This window comes from Crenothrix polyspora, from assembly GCF_900163755.1.
Taxonomy (GTDB): domain Bacteria; phylum Pseudomonadota; class Gammaproteobacteria; order Methylococcales; family Methylomonadaceae; genus Crenothrix; species Crenothrix polyspora.
Genome location: NZ_FUKI01000165.1, coordinates 1 through 21,779 on the forward strand (window position 1 = coordinate 1; position 21,779 = coordinate 21,779).

At 47.5% G+C, this 21,779-nt stretch carries 16 protein-coding genes; 10 read left to right on the forward strand and 6 right to left on the reverse strand.

From position 1 onward, the window contains the following. The first annotated feature begins 365 nt into the window (after positions 1-365). Positions 366-1,913, forward strand: a complete 1,548-nt coding sequence (locus tag CRENPOLYSF2_RS16540) for a radical SAM protein (RefSeq protein ID WP_176371153.1) — start codon at positions 366-368, stop codon at positions 1,911-1,913. A 79-nt stretch (positions 1,914-1,992) separates the two neighbouring features. Here the strand turns inward: CRENPOLYSF2_RS16540 and egtD are convergent, their stop codons facing one another. The 3 genes from egtD to CRENPOLYSF2_RS16555 form a co-directional block, all read right to left on the reverse strand. Continuing rightward, the gene (egtD, locus tag CRENPOLYSF2_RS16545; RefSeq protein WP_087145057.1) at positions 1,993-2,940 is read right to left on the reverse strand and encodes an L-histidine N(alpha)-methyltransferase; all 948 of its coding nucleotides are present in this window, start codon (positions 2,938-2,940) and stop codon (positions 1,993-1,995) included. Positions 2,941-2,952: 12 nt separating this feature from the next. After that, positions 2,953-4,215: an ergothioneine biosynthesis protein EgtB gene (egtB, locus tag CRENPOLYSF2_RS16550; RefSeq protein ID WP_087145058.1), complete on the reverse strand. Its 1,263-nt coding sequence runs from the start codon at positions 4,213-4,215 to the stop codon at positions 2,953-2,955. 82 nt (positions 4,216-4,297) lie between these two features. Then, positions 4,298-6,376: a heavy metal translocating P-type ATPase gene (locus CRENPOLYSF2_RS16555; RefSeq protein WP_087145059.1), complete on the reverse strand. Its 2,079-nt coding sequence runs from the start codon at positions 6,374-6,376 to the stop codon at positions 4,298-4,300. A gap of 156 nt (positions 6,377-6,532) precedes the next feature. On the opposite strand from CRENPOLYSF2_RS16555, the gene CRENPOLYSF2_RS16560 reads away from it, so the two are divergent. Further along, positions 6,533-7,663 carry an aminotransferase class V-fold PLP-dependent enzyme gene (locus tag CRENPOLYSF2_RS16560; protein ID WP_087145060.1) on the forward strand — a complete coding sequence of 377 codons (1,131 nt, stop codon included), beginning with the start codon at positions 6,533-6,535 and terminating at the stop codon, positions 7,661-7,663. Here the strand turns inward: CRENPOLYSF2_RS16560 and CRENPOLYSF2_RS16565 are convergent. The 3 genes from CRENPOLYSF2_RS16565 to CRENPOLYSF2_RS16575 form a co-directional block, all read right to left on the reverse strand. After that, positions 7,603-9,015 carry an HAD family hydrolase gene (locus CRENPOLYSF2_RS16565; protein ID WP_087145061.1) on the reverse strand — a complete coding sequence of 471 codons (1,413 nt, stop codon included), beginning with the start codon at positions 9,013-9,015 and terminating at the stop codon, positions 7,603-7,605. The genes CRENPOLYSF2_RS16560 and CRENPOLYSF2_RS16565 overlap by 61 nt on opposite strands. 642 nt (positions 9,016-9,657) lie before the next feature. Continuing rightward, the gene (locus tag CRENPOLYSF2_RS16570) at positions 9,658-10,512 is read right to left on the reverse strand and encodes an ABC transporter six-transmembrane domain-containing protein (protein ID WP_087145062.1); all 855 of its coding nucleotides are present in this window, start codon (positions 10,510-10,512) and stop codon (positions 9,658-9,660) included. Positions 10,513-10,673: 161 nt separating this feature from the next. Then, entirely contained in the window at positions 10,674-11,078 is a 405-nt protein-coding gene (locus CRENPOLYSF2_RS16575; RefSeq protein WP_087145063.1) for a hypothetical protein, read from the reverse strand. A gap of 336 nt (positions 11,079-11,414) precedes the next feature. Here CRENPOLYSF2_RS16575 and CRENPOLYSF2_RS16580 point away from each other — a divergent pair, with 336 nt between their 5' ends. The 8 genes from CRENPOLYSF2_RS16580 to gntD all read left to right on the forward strand — a co-directional run bounded on the left by CRENPOLYSF2_RS16580 (position 11,415) and on the right by gntD (position 21,769). Beyond that, on the forward strand, positions 11,415-13,064 hold the full coding sequence (locus CRENPOLYSF2_RS16580) for a cyclic peptide export ABC transporter (protein WP_087145064.1): 1,650 nt from the start codon (positions 11,415-11,417) through the stop codon (positions 13,062-13,064). Positions 13,065-13,300: 236 nt separating this feature from the next. Beyond that, positions 13,301-13,789: a hypothetical protein gene (locus tag CRENPOLYSF2_RS16585; protein ID WP_176371154.1), complete on the forward strand. Its 489-nt coding sequence runs from the start codon at positions 13,301-13,303 to the stop codon at positions 13,787-13,789. A 15-nt stretch (positions 13,790-13,804) separates the two neighbouring features. Continuing rightward, positions 13,805-14,908 (forward strand): hypothetical protein, encoded by a 1,104-nt coding sequence (locus tag CRENPOLYSF2_RS16590; RefSeq protein ID WP_087145066.1) that lies wholly within the window; start codon positions 13,805-13,807, stop codon positions 14,906-14,908. A 42-nt stretch (positions 14,909-14,950) separates the two neighbouring features. Next, a complete protein-coding gene (locus tag CRENPOLYSF2_RS16595) occupies positions 14,951-15,337 on the forward strand; it encodes an ACT domain-containing protein (RefSeq protein ID WP_087145067.1) in 387 nt (128 codons plus the stop codon). 154 nt (positions 15,338-15,491) lie between these two features. After that, entirely contained in the window at positions 15,492-16,724 is a 1,233-nt protein-coding gene (locus CRENPOLYSF2_RS16600) for a porin (RefSeq protein WP_245808037.1), read from the forward strand. Positions 16,725-17,017: 293 nt separating this feature from the next. Next, positions 17,018-18,289 carry a D-alanine--D-alanine ligase family protein gene (locus CRENPOLYSF2_RS16605; protein WP_087145069.1) on the forward strand — a complete coding sequence of 424 codons (1,272 nt, stop codon included), beginning with the start codon at positions 17,018-17,020 and terminating at the stop codon, positions 18,287-18,289. 61 nt (positions 18,290-18,350) lie between these two features. Beyond that, positions 18,351-20,375 carry a heavy metal translocating P-type ATPase gene (locus tag CRENPOLYSF2_RS16610; protein ID WP_087145070.1) on the forward strand — a complete coding sequence of 675 codons (2,025 nt, stop codon included), beginning with the start codon at positions 18,351-18,353 and terminating at the stop codon, positions 20,373-20,375. Positions 20,376-20,716: 341 nt separating this feature from the next. Then, on the forward strand, positions 20,717-21,769 hold the full coding sequence (gntD, locus tag CRENPOLYSF2_RS16620) for a guanitoxin biosynthesis L-enduracididine beta-hydroxylase GntD (RefSeq protein ID WP_087145072.1): 1,053 nt from the start codon (positions 20,717-20,719) through the stop codon (positions 21,767-21,769). The last annotated feature ends 10 nt before the right edge of the window (positions 21,770-21,779 follow it).

Here is a 21,779-nt window from a genome sequence, read left to right on the forward strand (position 1 = left end):
CCTGCTCAGGAAACTCTTCCAAGTAGGCCAAAAGACTATCTCCGAAGAGATCCGGGAATATCTACTCAAAATTTCCGGTGATACTGACGATGATTGAATCCAATATCGCTTCATAGCGGTAATTGTTTGATAATAAATCCTATTTCCACGTTGCTGAAAACCTGGGGCATGGGTGGTTTTACACCGTGCATTTAGCGAACTTACGACTGACGAGTTCCTGATAACAGCTTAAGAGCTGCCATTTTGCCGCAAATGACAGCTGCTATGGAGGATGCGTGGCGCTATATCTCCGAAATCTAATGGCTTTGAGTTATTGAGATTAAGGAGCCAAATATTGCTAAATTTTACTAGAGAGAATATACATTATGATGCGCCGCACAGCTACAATTGGTTTAATTGAATTACCTGAACTGGGTTTATTTGATAGTTATGGTCGTAACCGCGCGTCAGTTCGCCGTGGTTCAACCCTGATTAGTAAGCAGGTATTGTTAGCCAATCTGCAAAATTACGGCTACGATGCCCAGCTTGTCAATTTAAAGGACGGCGATTATGAAGGGGCTTATGGCGAGGTAACCTGGGGCGGCACTAAACTTACCAAGGTCTATGTCGGCCGTAATATTTTTGAATTAAAAGCCGATGAATATGATATTTGGGGGGTCACCAATAATTTCTCCCAACACAGGGAAGTCGCTTGTTTTACCATCCAGCATCTGGTGCGGCAAGGAAAACCCGTTATTGTCGGTGGCTCTGATGCTATTGCTGAACCCGAAATGTATTTGCAAGCCGGTGCCAGTGCTATTATTACTGACAAATCGGGGGGGTCTAATCGCTCGGCAATCGAATACCTGCTTGGCAATATACCCAAAGAAGAATTGGGTGGGGTAATTTTAGCGGATGGCAGCCACTACAGCCAACGTGGGCATGTGCTAAGACCAGAAGACTGGGCATTACCCTCCGTAGAGGTTGCGCGGGCGTGCTTAGGGACAGAATATTGGAGCGCAGAATACCCCGGCGAACTATTGGCCATTGGCTCGGTGTTCTCTGATATTGGTTGCGACCGCAAGTGTGATTTCTGCCAAACGCCTAACTACGGCCTGGGTTACCGGCGTATGTCGCCCCAGCGTACGCTTGAATGGCTGGCAAAGCAGAAAGAAGCCGGTGCAAGGTCGGTGGTAGGATCTTCAGATCAGTTTATGGCGCGGGTGCTTCGGGAGGAAGGTCGTGATGAGATACTGGAAATTATGAAAGGGGCGCGTGAGCTTGGCTTGGCAATGCTGTGGCCCAATGGTCTGGAATTACGTAAGGCCACTATAGGCCGAGGGCTAAACCGTCCAGGCACTGATTTGACACCGGATGAGGAACTTATCAATGCCGTGTGGGGCTGGGATGGCAACGCCGGGACATTCCATGCTTACATGCCTGCCGAACGTCCTCTTGACGGGCGTGACAATTATGCCAAGTTACTGCCGTGGCAGGAACATTGTGAGCTGTTAAGAGCCATTGTTCGCTCTGGTTTACCGGCACTGTCTTATGGCATAATTATCGGTTTTGAAGATGAGACAGAGAGCAGTTTATTGCGTCTTGAGGAAGCCATTATGCAAGTCCATGCAGATTTGATGAGCATCAATCCCAACCTTATTTTTCAGGTGTCGCCTTTTGCTATTTCACCTATTCCTGGGACGGGACAAGGAAAATCTTTGCGTGAATTGGGCTTACTGCGTTTTGATGACCCTGTGCTCTATGGTGGCCTTTGGACACCCAGTGTCGATACCCGTTGCCTTAGCTATGAAAGGATTGCTGAATGGCAAATTCGGCTCTTGAATATTGGCAGCGAGAAAGGCAAGTCGGCATTTATCAATACCGATTTTTCACCCGCGCCCGATGCAGTAAGGTCGCAGCAGCGTGTCTGGTAATTTTGCCCTCCATAATTTAAAAAATAAACAGACCAAAAAACAGGGTATTTTTTAATTATGGGGGCAATGGGTTTGGTGTCTACCGACGCAATAAATGGACACTAAAATATTTTTTGGTGTCCTGCCAAACCTGCGCACTCTTCCACCCGGCCTGTTGCGCTAATGCTTTAAATTCATCCACGGTGTATTTATAAGAGTTTTCGGTATGGATGGACTCTCCCGGTTTAAAGGTGAACGTGCTGCCATTGACGCGTAATTTCTGTTCCTTGTGGCTAAACAAGTGCATTTCAATTCGACCTTCGGGTTCGTTGTAAAAAGCGTGGTGGTAGAAACCCGCGACATCGATTTCGCTGTCCAGTTCATTATCAATACGTTTTAGCAAGTTAAGGTTGAAATCGGCGGTTACCCCAGCGGCATCGTTATAGGCGCGGTTCAGCACCTCCACCGGTTTTTTGGTATCAATGCCAATTAACAAAGAACCATCTTGCCCCGCCTTATCACGAATGTCTCGCAAGAAATGAATGGCATCGCCAGGGTCAAAATTACCTAAACTGGAACCAGGGTAAAAAAACACCCGCTTATGGCAAGGTATCTCCGAGGGCAAATCATACGGTTTGGTATGGTCAACGCACACGGCATGAATGGGCAAATGCGGGTAATCTTGCGCCAGGTTCTGTGCCGAGGCGCGTAAATACTCGGCAGAAATATCCATCGGCACATACATGGCCGGCTGCATTCTATCCAACAGGAAACGGATTTTTTTGCTGCTGCCAGCCCCAGGTTCAATAATATGGCAACCCTTCCCAAGGCAGGCAATGATTTCATCGGCGTAGGTCTCGCAAATGTCGCGCTCCACATCGGGCACATAATATTCGGGCTGATCGCAAATCTGATCAAAAATGTGCGAACCTTCCTTGTCATAAAAAAACTTGGGGTGCAGTCGCTTGGGGGTTTGTTGCAGGCCACTGATAACAGCGGTATGCAAATCCTCAAACTCAGGTTGATAGTTATGAAAATAAAATTTCATAGTAGTGTTCCTTTAACAGTCATCAGCTAAACGGATACCGCTGAATTGCCAGCGGTCGTGGGGGTAAAAAAAGTTGCGGTAACTCGGTCGCATATGCTCCAATGAGGTGGCACAACAGCCACCGCGTAATACCATCTGGTTGCACATAAACTTGCCGTTGTATTCTCCCGCAGAACCCACCAAGGGTCGGAATTTTGGGTAAGGGTGATAGGCCGTTGTTGTCCACGCCCACAAATCACCATACCATTGCCCGTTTGCATTTGCCGGTTGGGGGTGCAGGCTGTCGGTATCAAAAAAATTGCCGGTCATCGGCTGGCCTGCCAGTACCACCTCGATTTCTGCTTCGGTCGGCAGGCGCTTGCCCGCCCAGCGTGCATAGGCTTCGGCTTCATAATAACTAATGTGGCACACGGGCTCATGCAAATGCAGTGGCCGCAAACCACCCAAGGTCATCTGCAGCCAGTTTGCGCCATCTCGCTCCCAGTACAAAGGCTGTTGCCAGTTGTGTTGGTTAATACAATGCCAGCCATCTGCCAGCCATAGCTCAGGCCGCTGGTAGCCCTTATCTTCCATAAAAGCCAAGTATTCACCGTTGGTGGTCAAGCGGTTTGCCAACCTAAAATCAGGCACGTAATGCGGATGGCGGGGTGCTTCATTATCATAGGAAAAACTGCCGCCACTGTGGCCAATATCATATAGGCCAGCGACCTGTTCGTGCCATTGTATAGCACAGGTATGATTGGTTGGGCTTATCGCCAAATCATTGCGATAGGCGGGTTTTAAAGGGTTGACCGAAAAATTATATTTAATGTCCATGCACAACAGTTCCTGGTGTTGTTGTTCATGGTTCAGCCCCAGTTCAATAAAAGACTGATGTTGTGCATCAGGAGATTGTTCCAAGACATTAAAAAAAGCTTCCATGCCGGCATCTACTGCACGGCGGTAAGCATAGATTTCATCAACACTCGGACGTGCTAACAAACCCCGCTTGGCGCGTGGGTGAAATTTGCCGATGGTTTCATAATATGAATTAAATAGCACCTCGTATTGAGGGTGGAGAGGACGGTAATCTGTAGCGTGCGGCTTGAGTAAAAAAGTCTCAAAAAACCAAGACACATGCGCGATATGCCACTTGGGTGGACTTGTTTCCACAATAGATTGAATTTGATAATCTTCGGTGTTCAAGGGGCTGCAAATGTTTTCGGATACCTTACGCACCCGTTGGTAACGCGCCCTAAGCTGTTGCACTGCGGTTTTCTCATCTAACATTGTCATAGATTCTCTTTTAGTAATCACTATTTGCTCCGCCTAATCTGAGGGGCTAACGTGTTGCGTAAGATATAAAAAGCAACTGGCTTCAGTTGTCATGATTTTTAAGATTGCTTAACTGAATAGGCTGTATGGCATTTCTGACACTCAATCCCATGCCTAAATAAAACATGACCGCCGCCAAAGCAAGACCGCCATGCAGTAACATAATGCCGCTAATGCTGATGGCCGCAGGAACAACCGAAATCCACATATTTTGATGCTGGGTTTTCTGGAACTGCTGCCCCATGTCGATCAAGGTGGGAAGATGGCTTAAGTCCCCATCCATAAAGATAATTTGCGCGGTGTCGGTGGCGGCCGTTGTTGCACCTTTGAGTGACACAGAGATATCGGCCTGTTTAAGCGCAATCGCATCGTTGATGCCATCGCCGATAAAACAAACGGTGCGACCTTCCGCTTGTAATCTTTGTGCAATCTGGGCTTTTTGTTCCGGCAAAGTATTGGCAAAATAGTCATCAATACCCAGTTTTTCAGCCAGGTTGCGGGTGGGCGTTTCCCGATCACCGGAAATGATGCAGGTATGGATGCCGCGCGCTTTCAAAGCCTGGACGGTTGCATGGGCGGATGGCCGCAGTTGTGGGCGCAGCTCTATTGCTCCCGCCAACAGGCCACCTATCGCCAGCATGACCACAGAATGGCCCTGGGATTCGGCTTGTGTTTGTATGTGGATGGCCATTTCAGGGAGGGCGATGCCCACACTTTCCATAAAACGAGTGCTACCAATGTGGGTGGCCTGGCCAGCAATGCAGACTTCTATGCCATAGCCTACCTGGCAATGGCTGTGTTCAGCAAGCGGTAAAGATAAGCCTTGCTGTTGTGCCGCCGTAATAATGGCACTGGCAATGGGGTGGCTCTGGCGGTGTTCGGCGGCAGCGGCAAAGGCCAGTATGTCATTGTCAGTATGTTGGGCAAAACGATGGATTAAGTGTAGTTCAGGTTGTTCTTCAGTTAACGTGCCAGTCTTGTCAAAGATAACGGTGTCAATCCCTGGCAGCACATCCAAAGCCATGCCATCCTTAATTAAAATTTGTTGCTCGGAGGCATGGCGCAAAAAATTCATCACACTCATTGGCGAGCTGATTCGCATGGTGTATCCAAAACAAGACCATAGCACACCGATAGCACCCGACATACCACTGATTGGTAAAGCTAGCACACTCAACAACAGGGTCGGTGCCACGGCACGGTCGGCTATTTGCTCGGCACGGCATTCATGCTGGTTTTTATAGTCGGCAGTTTTTTGCAAAATATCACCGATACGGGCGGCTACTGTCTGCTGACCTGATTTGCACACTTTAAGTTCAAGTCGACCACTGAGTAGCAGTGTAAAAGCAAATACGTCATCACCCCCCTGCTTTTCAGCAGGTTGGGATTCGCCGGTCAAGATACGCTGATCGACCAATGCGATACCTTGCAAAATAATGCCATCAACTGGGATAATTTCCCCAGAACGCACAACGACAACGTCATCTTCCTGCAAATCCGCTATGTTAATTTCAGTCTCTACACCACCGCGTTGTACCCACACACAGGTAGATACCCGCATAAACAGGCCGCCCAGTTGCTGACGTGATTTCTGCTTGCTGGTATTAAGCAATTTCAGGGCAACGGCATAAAGGAACAGGCCGATTGCGGTTACTTGCCAAAAACCTGCCAAAATAGCAGCACTTACGGCAATGGCATCGACTAAAGCCACTGTCATGCGACGCTCATGCACCAGACTTTGCCATGCGTCTTGAAACGGGCGGCGCACCAGGTACAAAGACAGTGGTACGGTCAGTATTAACCATAAAGGCGCTACTGCCCCTAATGCAATGGTAATACCTGCATTTAAGGCCGCTACCACTAGGTAGCGGTTATCTTGCTTGGTCGCTTCGGAAATTTGCCGAGGGGCGAAACCGTTCAGGGTTTCTAGGTGTTGTTCACGACGTGTGCCCAGTAAACTGTCTATTTTTTGTTCAAAAGCGGCATGGCAATCTTCGGCCAAAGTTTGCTGTGGTTGTGGCAAAAGATAGGCATGCAGGGGCTTTTCTTTATGATTGCTCACTTTTGCTAAGCGGGCAGTTAAATAAGAGACGGTAACAACCGCCAACAAGCTTGCTATCATGATGATGTGCCGTGCTGTTGTTATGTTTTTTTACAAAATATTATTATAAAACAGAAAATAGGACCTTATTGTTAAGAAATGTAAGTAAACATTGCTATTGCCCTTAATCCTATTGTGGCTTATAGTCAGACTTTAATACTGAATAAAAACTGAGCGATGCTGCCCTTATTTCCTGTAGTCGAAAATTGTATTTACCTAAACCATGCTGCCGTAGCACCCTGGCCGCAGCCTACTGTTGATGCCCTTCAGCAATTTGCCCAGCAAAATCTTAATTTTGGCGCGAGCTATTACCCGACCTGGTTGACAGTTGAGCAGGCATTGCGTGAAAAAGTCGTCACATTATTAAATGCCGATTCCATCGATAATATTGCCCTGGTAAAAAACACCTCCGAAGGCTTATCTTTTGTGGCCTATGGCTACCCGTGGCATTCAGGCGACAATGTGGTAGGCATCCGGCAGGAATTTCCATCCAATCGTTTCGTTTGGCAATCATTGGCCAATAAAAACGTGGCCTTTCGTCCGCTTGATCTGCAAACCTTAGGCGGGCTTACAGCTGAACACGCCTTGATGGCGTTGTGCGACAGCCACACCCGAATTTTGGCGGTCAGCTCCGTGCAATACACCACAGGCTTGCGCTTAAATCTTCCCCTGTTGGGTGAATTCTGCCGCCAACACGGCATACTGTTTTGTGTGGATGCCATACAGCAATTGGGCGTTATACCGTTTGATGTGGTGGCCTGCCAGGCGGATATTGTTGTTGCGGATGGCCATAAATGGTTGATGGGGCCAGAAGGCTTGGCTATTTTTTATGTCAGTGATGCAGCAAGAAATTGTTTGCAGTTGACGCAATACGGTTGGCACATGGTCGAGCACAGCGGCGATTATCAGGCAGAAACATTTACCCCAGCGGCATCTGCCCGCCGCTTTGAGTGTGGCAGCCCCAATATGCTCGGCATACACGCGCTCAATGCCAGTTTGGGACTGCTGCTGGATACTGGCATAGAGCGTATTTGGCGGCAAGTTTCAGCCAAGATTGACCTGCTGGCCGACCAGCTTAGGCAAGTTACTTCGGTAAGCGTGTTGAGTGATCTCGCTGTAGAACGCCGTTCTGGCATTTTAACGTTTACCGCCGGCGCAGAAAACAACACCCGTATTATGGAATCTTTTAAGCAATACCCCGTCATTGCTGCCGAACGCGGTGGCGGAATACGCTTATCGCCGCATTTTTATACGCCTGATTCGCAGTTACTGGCCACCGTAGGCGTAATCGCCGCCGCTGTGTTTTGATCTTGATAATCTTGTTTTAAATTATGGCTATTGGCCATACCCAATAGTAAGCCGCTGTAGGTAAATAATACCGAATAAATCAGGCCAAAATCCAACAACAGCGTGGTGGATATATCAATCAGATCGACACCTGTCGGCGCGATAAGGTTGAAATGCTGCTTGGCCTTAAAGCTGGCGGCGAGGTCAAAGACTTGCGGTAACGGCTGTAAGCCATTACCAAATAAAATAATATCTGGCGATGCCATCTTACCGTTCGTCAGTGGGTGCGCGGCAAACGTTAACGACAGCGTTGGCCTTGCCGCGTCGTGGCGCGTGTCGATATCGACATAACACACCGTCCGGCCTTCGGCTTGCAATTGTAAAAGCGCATCGGCTAGCGGCTGATCTGGACTTGTGCGGATATAGCCGTCCATTCCCAGATCAGCTAACCACGCCAACTGCAAAATAGTCTTATCCGCCAGGGCAATCTGTAACGATAACGGTTGTGATCCCTGTGTATTGTCTTGTACATAACGCTGCCGCAAGTCGTGCATAACGTTCATGGCCTGTGAACGGGTAATCGCGTCGTGGAACAACTGCTCGGAAAAAACCAGGGTATCGACCTGCATGGCCTGTTCCAAGCTGCTCGCTTGGGTAATTAAAATGCCTTGCTCAAGTGCCTGTAGGCTTAACTGTTGGCTGGTATAAGGACCTAACTTACGCAGGTGGGCGCCAAATGTGGTTGTTAAAAACGCGGCTGCGCGGTTAACGCCTATCATCGGCAAGGTCACCACAAAAGCGGCGAGCATCCACGGGGCCATCTGTTCGCCGTGGCGTTCGCCGTGCTGCTGGATAGCACTGGCTGCCAGTAGCGTCTGTTGCAAATCAGTAGAGTATTTATCAGCTAGCTGCAAGGTGTTGGTGCAGGCCTCTTGCAAGCTGCGGTGAAATTTTTCTTGTTGACGTATACAGTGGCGGTCACTGACGGCAAGCAACACCGCATCTAACGCCGCAATCAAGTTATATCCCATGACCACACAGACGGTAACGCGGGTGGCCGTTAGCACCTGGTCGTTAATCCGGCGTTTTGCGTACAGTTTTTGCCAGGCATTTTTAAAAGTGGGTGTGAAAATATACAATATGATAGGAATGCTGGCCGCGCCCAATAACGGTATGCGCAGTACAATACCGGTAGCCGCCAAACTGAGCGACATTGAAGCAATCGCCAACGTTTGGTCGGCTTTTTTTGTTTTGGCAGACACCACCTTTTTTTTGTGGCGATCAATGCGCTCAGATACCTTGGCCAGCACAAAAGCCTTGCTGCCCGTATAAAGCACAATGCCTGCCACAAGGGTGATAGGGAAAAATAGCATGGTTTGATCTCGGTTTTTGTTAAATTCATTATGGTCAGTCTACGCCAACGACATTTAGACAAAACAGGACGTATCAGTAAAGTATCAGCTTTATTTACAGCGTTTTCACAGTTCAATAGTTACAGCGTAACCGTTCGCACTGAGCTTGTCGAAGTGTACCGTTCATGCTTCGACAAGCTCAGCACGAACGGTGGCTGTAACTGTCCTAAGGAACGCGCACGAAATAACTTGAGCAAGTTCATGCTTCGACAGGCTCAGCACGAACGGTGGTGGCGTTTAAGTTGTTCAAGTTATTTCATGCACGTTCCTAAGTTGAAAACGCTGTATGTTGGATCTTACGCTGAATAAAACATATCCGACATTTAAAAATGACAGCTACCCACTTATAGACGGGACAATAAACTACAACTACCGTTCGGCCTGAGCTTGTCGAAGGCTGTTGTTCATGGTTCGACAAGCGCACCACGAACGGCTTAACCTGAAACTGTCCCGCCTTAAGTAAGTAGCCAAAATGACTAAGGAACGCGCACGAAATAACTTGAGCAAGTTCATGCTTCGACAGACTCAGCACGAACGGTGGTGGCGTTTAAGTTGTTCAAGTTATTTCATGCACGTTCCTAAGCACCAAGGCTATATTAAAAGTTAATCGTCCGATTGCCCTATACGGAACAAAATATCTTTGACACGGGAAACCGACTGCATGAGGATAGGCAAGCGGTCAAGACTGCCTTGAAACTCCCAGAAATAGGTGACGGTTGAAAACACTGTACCGGCTTCAATTCCTGGCATAGCGGTGGTGTACATAAACACATTGACCGAAGCCAGCACCACGAATAATTCAATCATTAACCAGGTGCGGCCTTCGATGTCGGAGTTTTTAACCCGCAAAAAACGCAAGAAACTAAAATGCCGCCATAAGCGTGTTTCCGAGCCTTGGTTAATCACCCGTGTCTGGCGTTCAAGGCTATTGTTAAGGCTACGGTTGATACGGTTAATAGGCCGCCACAAAGTGATATTTAAGGCCAGCACCGGCACCAGCATCACCACGGCAATCAGCGTGATATGCCAATCAAATAAAGTCAACATCACCAATGATCCAATGAAGGCAATCACCATCGCAAAAATATCGGGGATGTCTCGTTCAAAAAATTCCACCACTTCTCGAACCAGTATGGAACGCGCCACCAATTTACCCGCTGGTACGCCTGCTTCACGCTGTTGTTTAATGACACCAGAGACTACATCGGTATAAATACCCATAAATACGCGTGTGTCATACATTTTGCGTGCAGCGGTTAATATCGCCAAAATTACCCATAAAGCCACGAAAATCAACAGGCCGGTGTATTGGATTTTCAGCAGGTCATTAATGGCTTTGCCCATTGCCCACGGTACTAACAAGCCTAACAACTGTTCGCCCAAACTCAGGCTATAGTTAAGCCACAACTTGCTTCGATTATCGCGCAGTAAATCGGTGAATAAATTGTTGCTTTGCATTGTCAATCCTGGGGGTCATAACCTTACTTAAGTCAACATAGGCCGACTACCCGATTTCGCTCCGCCTTTAACCATGAAAACGGGTATTTTATGTGGTTATAAGGCTGGATAAGGGGATATTTTCATGCCTTGGCACACAGTTTTAAGATGGGGTATTGCGCCTATTTTGCTGGTTGCTGGTTTTGTACAGCTTTCAGGCAAATCTTGCAATAATCAATGACGGTTTCTTCGGCGGCCTGTTTTACGGCAGGGTCAATTTCTGTAGCGGGATTAATAAGCCAGTTTAGCTCAACATTCATTTCCACACAAAATTCGGCAATTTTTTCGCCCAATGCCTGTAGTCCCTCACTGGGCAAGGCTAAAAGCCAGGCCTGCAAGGCTTTGTCTTTCGTCAGCGAAGTTTCTGCCCACGCTTTTATTGGGGTAGCCCAATCTTGATTTTTAGAGGCAAACGGCGCGGCCAGCCCCGACCAGGCCTGTTGCAATTTTTCCTTGGATTGTGACAAGGTCCACATCACCATAAAAATCAAAGATAACAAGACCAAAAAAATAACCAACATGTGCATAGGGAGGGTTCTCTTAAATCAGTGGCAAACAGCTTGCTTGCCCAACATTGTAAGACAATAATCATTGCAATGTACAGCATGCGCCGCTGAAGTTGAAGGCTGCGCAACATTTCTTAACATTTATTAACGCACTATAAAAACCGGTTAGCCAAGGCTTAATTTACAATGAAACAAATATGACGGCTCCTGTTTTGGAGGCCGTCCTTCTTGCTAGTAGACAGGTCTAATGATGAAAAACCAGACAACACATTTTTACGGCAACACACACGCCTATGCCATTTTTAATCACTTGGTCGCATTGCAACGAATAGCCACTGAGACAGGTGCTAGCAAGCTATGAGATTGCTTACTTTTATAGAAAAAGAATCGCACCAATCGTACCGGCAGATCGTGGTGATTGCTGTGGTTTCCGGTATCGCCAATGGTTTGTTATTGTCCATTGTTAACCATGCCGCCGCGCGAGTCGCCAAGGGTGAAGATCTGACCGAACTTTTCCTGTTGTACATGATTGCCTTTGTGCTGTTTTTGTATGGGCAATGGTATTCCTTCACCCAGGCCGTGGTCGTCATTGAAGATGCCATGTTCAATATTCGCATCCGGCTCACTCATAAAATCAGGCAAGTGGAATTGTCTTTTATAGAAAGTACCGCCAGTCATGACTTGTATTCCAGGTTGACCCAAAACAACGCTATCATGTCACAGGCCATTCCACAGATTACCAGTGCCGTCCAGGTTGGTATGCTGCTGGTTTTCTCATTACTTTATTTGGGTTATCTGTCACCTGTCAGCTTTGTGATTGCTGCACTGGCCATTGTGGTGGGCATCAGTTTGTTCATCTCAGAATCTAAAACCATTAAAGCAGATCTGCTCCAGGTTAAACACAAGGAGGCCGGTTATTTCACCTTGATCACTCATTTAATTGATGGCTTCAAGGAAATCAGGTTAAGTCAGGCCAAAAATGATGCCATCTTAAGCCATATCAGCCAAGCCTCTAAAGAAGCACAACACATCAGAGTTGAAGCCGGACGGCAGGAAGTAAAAATGTGGGGCTTTGGGCGTATTTTTATTTACACCCTGATGCCGGTGCTGATCTTTATCATCCCGTCTTTTATCCATGAAAATCCATCGGATATTTACAAAATAACCGCCACTTTATTATTTATGGCCGGCCCCATCAATTTGCTGGCCAATGCGCTGCCTATGTTCAATCGGGTTGATTTAGCTATCCATGATTTAACACAGCTTGAGACAGAAATGGATGCGGCTATTGCCCCCGAATCGACTGCGACACAGAACAGCTGTTTTGATTTTGATGACCTTCATTTGACTGACATCAGTTTTAGCTATCCTAGCAAAAATGATGACCTGGTATTTTCAGTGGGGCCTTTTGAAGGTACGCTACACCGAGGTGAATTACTGTTTATTATTGGCGGCAATGGCAGTGGCAAATCCACCTTCCTTAAGTTGTTGACCGGGCTTTACTACCCCAGTACAGGGGCTATTCACGTAGGTACAGCGCTTGTTAAACACGGTAATTATCAGGCTTACCGCGAGTTGTTTACCACGGTATACACTGATTTTCATCTGTTTGATAAAATTTACGGGGTTAATAATTTACAAGCAGAGGATGTGACATATTGGCTGGAAAAAATGCACTTACAGCATAAAGTAAAATACCAAGACGGTGGTTTTACCAGCACCAGTTTGTCAACAGGGCAACGTAAACGCCTGGCTTTAATTGCTGCGCTACTGGAAGACAAGCCTATCTTGATTTTAGATGAGTTTGCCGCCGACCAAGACCCCAGTTTCCGAAAATATTTCTATGAAGTGTTGTTGCTGGAATTGAAAGCATTGGGCAAAACCATTATTGCCGTCACCCATGATGACCATTATTTTCACGTCGCGGATCGTGTGTTGAAAATGGATGAAGGTAAATTGCTGCCTTACGATACGCTCCACGACTTTCATCCGCCTGTAACGCCATAGCCGGTCAAGCACATTTTTGGTCAAAACCATGCAACTTATATGAACAATAATGTTAAGAAATGTTGCAGTGGCTTCACCTGATTACAGGTTTGCTGTAAATTATACAGCAACACCTTATCCTCTGTTTGTTATTGACATGAATCTTGGTTAGACCGCCATTTGTTATTGGCGGTTTTTATTGGCAGGCCACTTATGCAATCGTTCGAAAACCCTATAGAAAACACATGAACACAGGTATGGCAAGACTCCGTTTTATGCTCGGAGAATGGCATGTTGAAGCCCATGTTATGGATGAAAGTAACCAATGGCTTAGTATTCCTTTACCGGATGAAACCACTATTGTGCCGATGCTGGATGGCGCATGCCATCGCGAAGAAATGCCGGTTTTTTTTGATGGCAGTGTTAGCCGTTTGTTCTTTTCATGGTCGTACGACAACTACCGCAAGCTGTACCGAATGGTGTCGTGTGATGACAGCGAAGGCTTGATGGCTGTGCTTGAAGGCAATTTTACCGAAGGCACCGATACCGTTGTCATTAACGATGTGCATACCGGTAGCGCTGTCGTAGATGAGGCGGGTCTGGTGGTTTTTTTTAGGCAACTGGCCTCTAGCAAAACCAGTGCTGACAGTTTTACCGACATCGTTTCAGAATCTTACGATGGCGGCCAAACCTGGCTGCCGGTGTTCCGCGCTGTGCATACCCGAAAAAATGACCCTAGATTATAAGGCTTACCTCCCACTATGACACCTACTCTTTATCGCATTGCCCTGATGGGTCTTGGTAATGTTGGTTCTGCCGTATTAGCCATTTTACACCGAGAGCAAGACAGCTTACTCAAGCGCTATGGGGTCAGGTTTTGTGTGGTCGGTGTGGCGGAATGGGGCGGCTGTGCGATAGATGAAAACGGCCTTGATCTGGAATTGTTGCTGGCCACACTGCAAGCCAAACGCCCAATAGCCAGCCTTCCTGGCATTGGCAGGCCGGATATGCAAGGCATAGAACTACTCGAACTGCTAAGCCCTGATATTGTTTTGGAAGCTACCCCTGTTAACCTGCACGATGGACAACCTGGGCTTGGTATTGTCACCACCGCCTTGCAACAAGGTATACATGTGGTGTTGGCTAATAAAGGTCCTTTAGCTTTGGTTTATGGCCAACTTGCCGCGCTGAGTGATTTACGCCTAGGCTGGGGTAGTGTTTATAACGAAAAAGCTAGCGCCGATATAGCGCAAAAAATCTATCCAAAACTACGTTTCAGTGCCTGTGTTGCAGGCGCGTTACCTACCATTAACCTGGGCTGCCGCGACTTGGCGGGCTGTAATATTTTACGCCTGGAAGCGGTTTTTAATGGCACAACCCAGTACATCCTGCGTGCAATGGAAACGGGACAAAGTTATGAAACGGCGCTTTTAGATGCTCAGCGTCGTGGCATTGCTGAAACCGATCCATCTTTGGATGTAGACGGCTTAGATGCTGCGGCTAAATTGGTGATAACCGCCAATGCCGTTCTCGGACAAGCCAGCCAATTGTCTGATGTGAATGTCCAAGGTATTCGGACATTAAGTCAAGACAGTGTACAGCAACCCCTTAAAGACGGAAATCGTATGGTGTTGGTGTGTTTGGCAGAACGCATCGGGGAAAGCTATCAACTGTCCGTACAGCCCACTGTTTTACCGCTGGATCACCCTCTTGCAAGGCTCACGCCTGATGAAATGGGGGTGGTATTTTATACGCAAGATGTAGAACGGCTGTCATCCGCCAGCTCTGAACCAGGTGCTGCACCGGCAGCAGCTGCCATGTTACGCGATATGCTAGATATTATCCGCAGCGACAAACACATATAACCTCAATCTTTCCAACCGACACCGCTTATTTCTGGATATATTATGACCACCCAAAGAACGCTTACCTTATTGCCTGAAGATTTTGCGATTTGCCGATTAGACCCTGATGCAGTCATTCCAGACTGGGCAATACAAAGACCCGCCAGTTTTTTTGTCATCACTCAAACCCAAGAAGAATTGTCGGTAATTTGCCCACAACAGCGCGTGCCTGACGATGCTAAGGCGCATAGAAATTGGCGCTGTCTTAAGCTTGAAGGGACTTTCGATTTAGATGAACCGGGCATAATCGCGGCATTGGTCAACCCCTTGGCGCAAGCCGGTATTGCGGTGTTTGTTGAAGCCACCTATGACACGGATTATCTCCTCGTTAATCAAATAGATAACGCTATTTTGGCACTGGAAAAACTGGGGCATCGTATTGTGCAATAGACTGATTTTAATTAGTTTATAGCTGGGTTGTTAACAAGACTAGCTAACTGAATTATAAAAAAGGAATACGGTATTAAAACCCGTTATGTTTACTGTCTTTGCTCGTTTTCGAAGTCCCCTGTTATTTAGCGCACTGATTTTTGCGGCGACCCCAGTGGCCGCAAAAGACCGGATCGGTTTATTTAACGGACTAGCCCTGGTTAATGATGCCGCTTGGATGACATCTGCAAAGCTGCAGGTAAATGCTTGGGCAGATGCCGGTATTATCTACAATGCCAATAACCCCAGCGATAATTACAACGGCCCTGTGGTGTTTGCCGACCGCGCCAATGAATTCAATCTGCATCAGCTGGGGCTACAGGTGTTCAAAGATGTAAATACGCAAGGTGGCGCGTGGGATATAGGCGGCAAAGTCACTGTGATGTATGGCAGTGATGCCCGCTTCAACACCATCAATCCTTACGGTGACAAGACCTGGGACAACAATCTAATTGGTGCGTCCCAACGTTTTTACAAGCTGGCGATACCCAATGCTTATCTGGATGTTTTTGTGCCACTGGCCAAGGGCATAAGCGTTCGTATGGGACGGTTTTATACCATCATGGGTTACGAAACCGGCCTGTCGCCGGATAATTTCTTTTATACTCATCCCTATACGTTTCAATATGGCGAGCCATTTACCCATACGGGACTAACGGTCACTTATCCGTTATTAAAAAACCTCACGGTTACCTTAGGGGCAGTCACCGGCGGCCACAGCTTGGTTAATGGCGTGTTGGATGGCAATGGCGGCTGGGATGGCTTTGACAACAACATGGAAAACTGGAATTTTTTGGGCGGCCTTAACTGGACATCCCAAACAGGGGCAAGCTCAGTCGCCCTGTCTGTTATCACCGGCGATGTTAACAGCGACAACAATCTGCGGGCGTTCCAGCGCCAAACAGGTCGCATCAAGCAAGACAACCGCACTTTTTATAGCCTGGTTTTACAGCACGATTTTACCGAGCGCTGGCATTTTGTTCTGCAACATGACCATGGTTTTGAACAACAACACCCACTCAACAACTTCCATTCTGCACAATGGTACGGCATACAAACGCAAACCCGCTACGACGTAACCGACAACTTAGGCCTTGGCCTACGTGCCGAATGGTTCCGTGATGCCGATGGTGTCCGTGTCGGCCAAATGTGTCCAGGTTGCGCCCAATTAGCCACGGGTCGTGCTGATTATTACACGCTTAGCCTAGGTTTAAACTGGAAAATGTTGAACTGGATAACTGTACGCCCCGAACTTCGATATGATTGGTCTGATGGCGTTAAAGCGTTTGATAGTCGCAATAAGGATCATCAATTCATTGTCGGCGCGGATGTCGTCATTGCATTTTAACTGTCTTTAAAACAAGACAGCTTTAAATAAAACTGTTCGTGGTGCGCTTGTCGAACCATGAACCACAAGTTCTTCGATAGGCTCAGTACGAACGGATGCCCCGTCATAGTTGGTAGTCTCTAATTATGTAAACGATTTAACTTTTCTTAACAAAACGGGTGTTGAGTTATTTAGCTTAGATGGCTATCTTGTCGATCTAAGCTCTGTATTAGCAGGTATTTTTTAGGGTATTGACATCAAGAACAATTTTAAGGATGTCGTCCTATTCACAAGATCAGGAAGGAATCGTCAGTATGGTCGATCAACAACTCAAAACCCTTACCGCCATAAAATCCAATCCGCGACGTGAAACTGTGCCGAAGAGAGCTGTATTCCAATACGATTTTTGTGCCCTACCGCGCTACATTGAAATGCTCTATCCCTCACTCCGTATTGCTGTGGTTTATGGGGGAAACAAGGATAAGGATGGATCGGTCATTTTCAAAACGGTGAATCCACGCTCCTGGAAAAGCTATGAGACTGTAGCGCGTGATATTCAAAATGCCTTGCAGGAAATTGGCTTTCAGCAGGTGTATTTGATGCCGGATGATATGACGCTCCCGCAGCGTCTTAAAGACGAACGGATTCATCTGGTTTGGCTGAATACCGGAGGGGTGCAGGGCTATAATCCCATGAGCCATAGCCCAACGATGCTCGAAATGCTTGGCATTCCTTACGTGGGGCATGATCCGTTGTATTCCACCCTTCTGGATAACAAGCATGCATTCAAGCGACAACTTCAGGCACTCGGCATCAAAACCGCGCCTTTTATGACGTGGCATCCCTCTCAAGGTCCGCTGACACCTGGTACGAGTCCACATTTTTTAGCGGCTTTTGGCGATTATGCCGGTCCTTTTATTGTGAAGCCGGTTTCAGGGCGCGCATCCTTACTTGTTGAAGTGGTGAACACATTAGAAGAATTGCCGAGCGTGGCGCAAAAAATTTACGATGCTACCAGTATTACGGTTTTGGTCGAGACTTACCTGCCGGGACGTGAATTTTGTGTAGCCGTGTGTGGGGGAGTCACTCATCTGAATGGGGCTTTTTCAAAAACGCCTCGCCCCTTTACCTTGTCACCTGTTGAACGGCTATTTGAAGCCGATGAAACCATTGTCACATCGATGGATCACAAAGCCATTACCACCGAACGGTCACGTTTGCTAGACCCATCGGAGAGGGATCTCAAACAAGAATTACGCGACTTGGCAGAGAAAATCTATTGGGATTTGAACTTACAGTCGCTTATCCGCATTGATGTTCGGGCTGATTCAGAGGGTGTTCTCCATATTCTCGAGGCCAATCCCAAGCCCGATCTCAAAAAGCCGACGGCGGATGTAACCAGTTTGGTGATGATTGGTTGGCAGGAATACGGCGGAAACTATAATGATCTGATCTTGGGGTTGCTGGCTGACCGCCTGGATTATCTTTTCGTCTATAACAGGGGGGTCGCTCAGCCTATCATTAACCTACTGAAGCCATGCTCTATTATGCTGACGAATGTAAAATCGCCGTGCTCAGCAAACTGATGCCCCCGCACCTGCGTCATGCGATAACTGTCTTGAAAAACACTGCTGGTAATAAAATAACATGCTTATTGAATTAGCAGGGGTTATGGGTATCGGCCTGTATGCACGTCAGCGTCTGCAACAAAAAAAAGGGAGGTTGGCGAAGGTGCTGACAAATTCCCCACCATCGATCATGCCGTTTATGGGTGATGTCCGCAACCAGCAGTTGCAGGAGTTTTCGCCAGGAACGCTGGACGGGAAAAGCAAAGAGCAAGCATTGACCGACCGCAATATGACGATTGCACTCACGTCGATGGGGTTGGCGATAGCGGGGAAGATAATTTACGCACCCTTGGCGCTGTTGAGTTTGCCCGGAATTCTGTACATGACGCAGTATTCCGTGGTGCATACCTATAAGAATTTGCTTAAGGACAAAAAGCTCACTGTTGATCTGTTGTCGGCAGCAAATAAGGTTTTTTTTCTGCTTAACGGCTATCTGGCTCTGGCTGGTTTCTCGGTGGCACTGTTTAGTGTCAACCTGAAGTTATTAAATAAAATCAGTAACGATTCCAAAAAAAGTATCATTGATGTTTTTAAGCAGCAACAGGATTCTGTCTGGGTTGTGGTAAATGGTATTGAGCGTGAAATAGCGTTTACCGAACTGCAAACAGGGGATGTCGTCGTGGTCGGCGCGGGCGGCACTATCCCCGCCGACGGGGTGATCTGTGAGGGTTCTGCTGCTATCGATCAGCATATTTTGACAGGAGAATTTCAACCGGTGGAAAAAGGCCAGGGCGCGGAAGTATTTGCCCTGACGTTGGTACTGTCCGGCAAGATTTACATCCAGACCCATAAGACGGGGCAGGAAACAACGGCTGCCCAGATCGCCAAGATCCTCAACAATACCGTCAGTACCAAAACGGATATTCAACTGCGGACTCAGGAAATGACGGATAAAACGGTACTGCCCACCATTGTCTTATGTGGTATGGCATTACCGTTCCTGGGTCTTACAGGAGCGATAGTGATCATCAATTCCCACTTCAAATACCGAGCGACTATTGCGTCCTCGATTGGTGTGCTGAACTACCTCAATACCGCCTCGCATAATGGCATTTTGATGAAAGATGGGCATACGTTCGAGCTGTTAAAGTCGGTGGATACCGTGGTGTTCGACAAAACCGGCACCCTGACGGAAGAGCAGCCGCGTGTGGCACGCATCCATGTCTCTGAGGGCTATTCGGAGCACACGGTTCTACGTTACGCAGCCGCAGCAGAGGCCAAACAAAGTCACCCGATAGCCAGGGCTATCCTGCAATATGCCACGGATCAGCAAGTGGAACTGCCGGAAGTAGAAGAATCCGCCTATAAACTGGGTTATGGCCTCACGGTCAGTGTTGAAGGGCAGATTATCCGAGTGGGCAGTTTGCGTTTTCTGGAACAAGAAGGCATCCCCATTAGCGAATCCATCCGTCAGGTTCAGGCGCATTGCCATGCACAGGGTTTGCCGTTGGTTGCCGTCGCCTTAGCGGATGCTGTTATTGGGGTGATTGAACTCGAAGCTACTATCCGCGAGGGCACCAAGAAATATATCGATCAACTACGGGAACGTGGCATCACGTCCATGTATATCATTTCCGGCGATCACGAAGCGCCCACGCGCAAGATCGCGCAGGAATTGGGCATAGACCATTATTTTGCGGAAACACTGCCGGAACAGAAAGCGGAATTGATCGCCAAGCTGCAATCTGAAGGTAAGAACATCTGTTATATCGGTGATGGCATCAATGATTCGATAGCACTGCAACAGGCGAACGTTTCCATTTCCATCCGGGGTGCCTCCACCGTTGCCACGGATGTTGCGCAAATCGTCCTGATGGACAAAACCCTCCAGCAGTTGCCTTACCTGTTCGATATGGGTCAGCAATTCGATGGACATATAAAAAAGGTGGTGGCGGCCGTTGTCGTTCCCAGTCTCGTGTCGGTAGGCGGGGCAATTTTCTTACATATAGGCTTGCTACAATCTTTCCTACTCCCGCAGTTAGGCTTGATAGCTGGCGTGGCGATGGCCATGCGGCCACGTATCAAACACTCAAGACGTACCTAGAGAAAAATTAGGTCGCCCCAAATACGACTACTTATAATTTTTATATTATTAATAATCAATATGTTAGTCTGTATTCGTGGTTTTATTTCAGATAAAATTGATACTTGTCGTTAAGGCGGGGAAGGCAGGGGAGTTATGGGGCGGCGCTTAAACGACTTAACTTTTCTTAACAAAATGGGTGTTGAGTTATTTAGCTTAGATGGCTATCTTGTCAGCATCGACCGTGTATTAACGTGTGCTTATCATCTTCAACAAGCAAGGAAATTGTATGAATGTCTTTATTTTCGTGGGCTGGTAATTTTAGTGATGGCTAATAGAAGGGTTTTGTATTGGGTGTGGGCATGATAAATCAATTTTTACTGACTGACGACGAGATTCGGAGCATCGATGCCTTATTGGAGAGTTTAGCGGCACAATACCAGACACCCGAAGACCCCCAGTTTTTACACGAGGCCGTTATATGTGCCCATGACCTGCCCTTGCGGGCACGAAAATTTATCAATGATTTCCGCTTAAAAGAATCAGCTGACTCGGCGGTGTGTGTTATTTCCGGCTACCCGATTGACAACCAAAAAATTGGCTTGACCCCGCGTGACCGGGGCAGCAAAAGCGATACCCTGCAAACCCTTAAAGAACAGATGTTATTAGTGTTATTTGGATCCTTGTTGGGTGATCCTGTGGGTTGGTCGACCCAACAAGCGGGGCATATTGTGCATGATATCGCGCCGGTAAAAGGCCAGGAAACCGACCAGACCGGCTCCAGCAGTTTAGAGGAATTGTTCTTCCATACCGAAGATGCCTTTCACCCTTATCGCGGTGACTACCTGGGTATGATGTGTTTGCGTAATGAAGGCCAGGCGGCAACGACCTTGGTATCCAATCAAATTGTATCCCGTTTGCCCCAGCCTATTATTAATACGCTTTTTGAGCCGCGTTTTGTCATCCGTCCTGATGCCAGCCAATTTGAAAAACACCGTTTTGCTAAAGTCGATGAATTGAGTGAAGACGATTTTAAGCAATTTTTGCAACATTCAGATGCCAAAATCACCCAAATGAACAGCCAGCCTGAACCGATTGCCATCTTCTTTGGCGATCCTAAATCACCTTATATCCGTGTGGATTGCCATGTCTACATGGATGCGTTGGATGAAGAGGCAAGTGTTGCTATACAAGCTTTTAACAGTGCGGTGTATGAGGCGCAAGTTGACTTGGAACTGGAAGCAGGAGAAATCTGCTTTATAGACAACTACCGTGCCTTGCATGGCCGCAAGCCATTCAAATACCCGGCCAAGTATGACGGCACTGACCGCTGGTTAAAGCGGGTCAATATCATCAGGGACATTAGGAAATCACGCGATATGCGTATGACCAGTACCTCGCGTATTATTTTTTAAGGCCTCATTC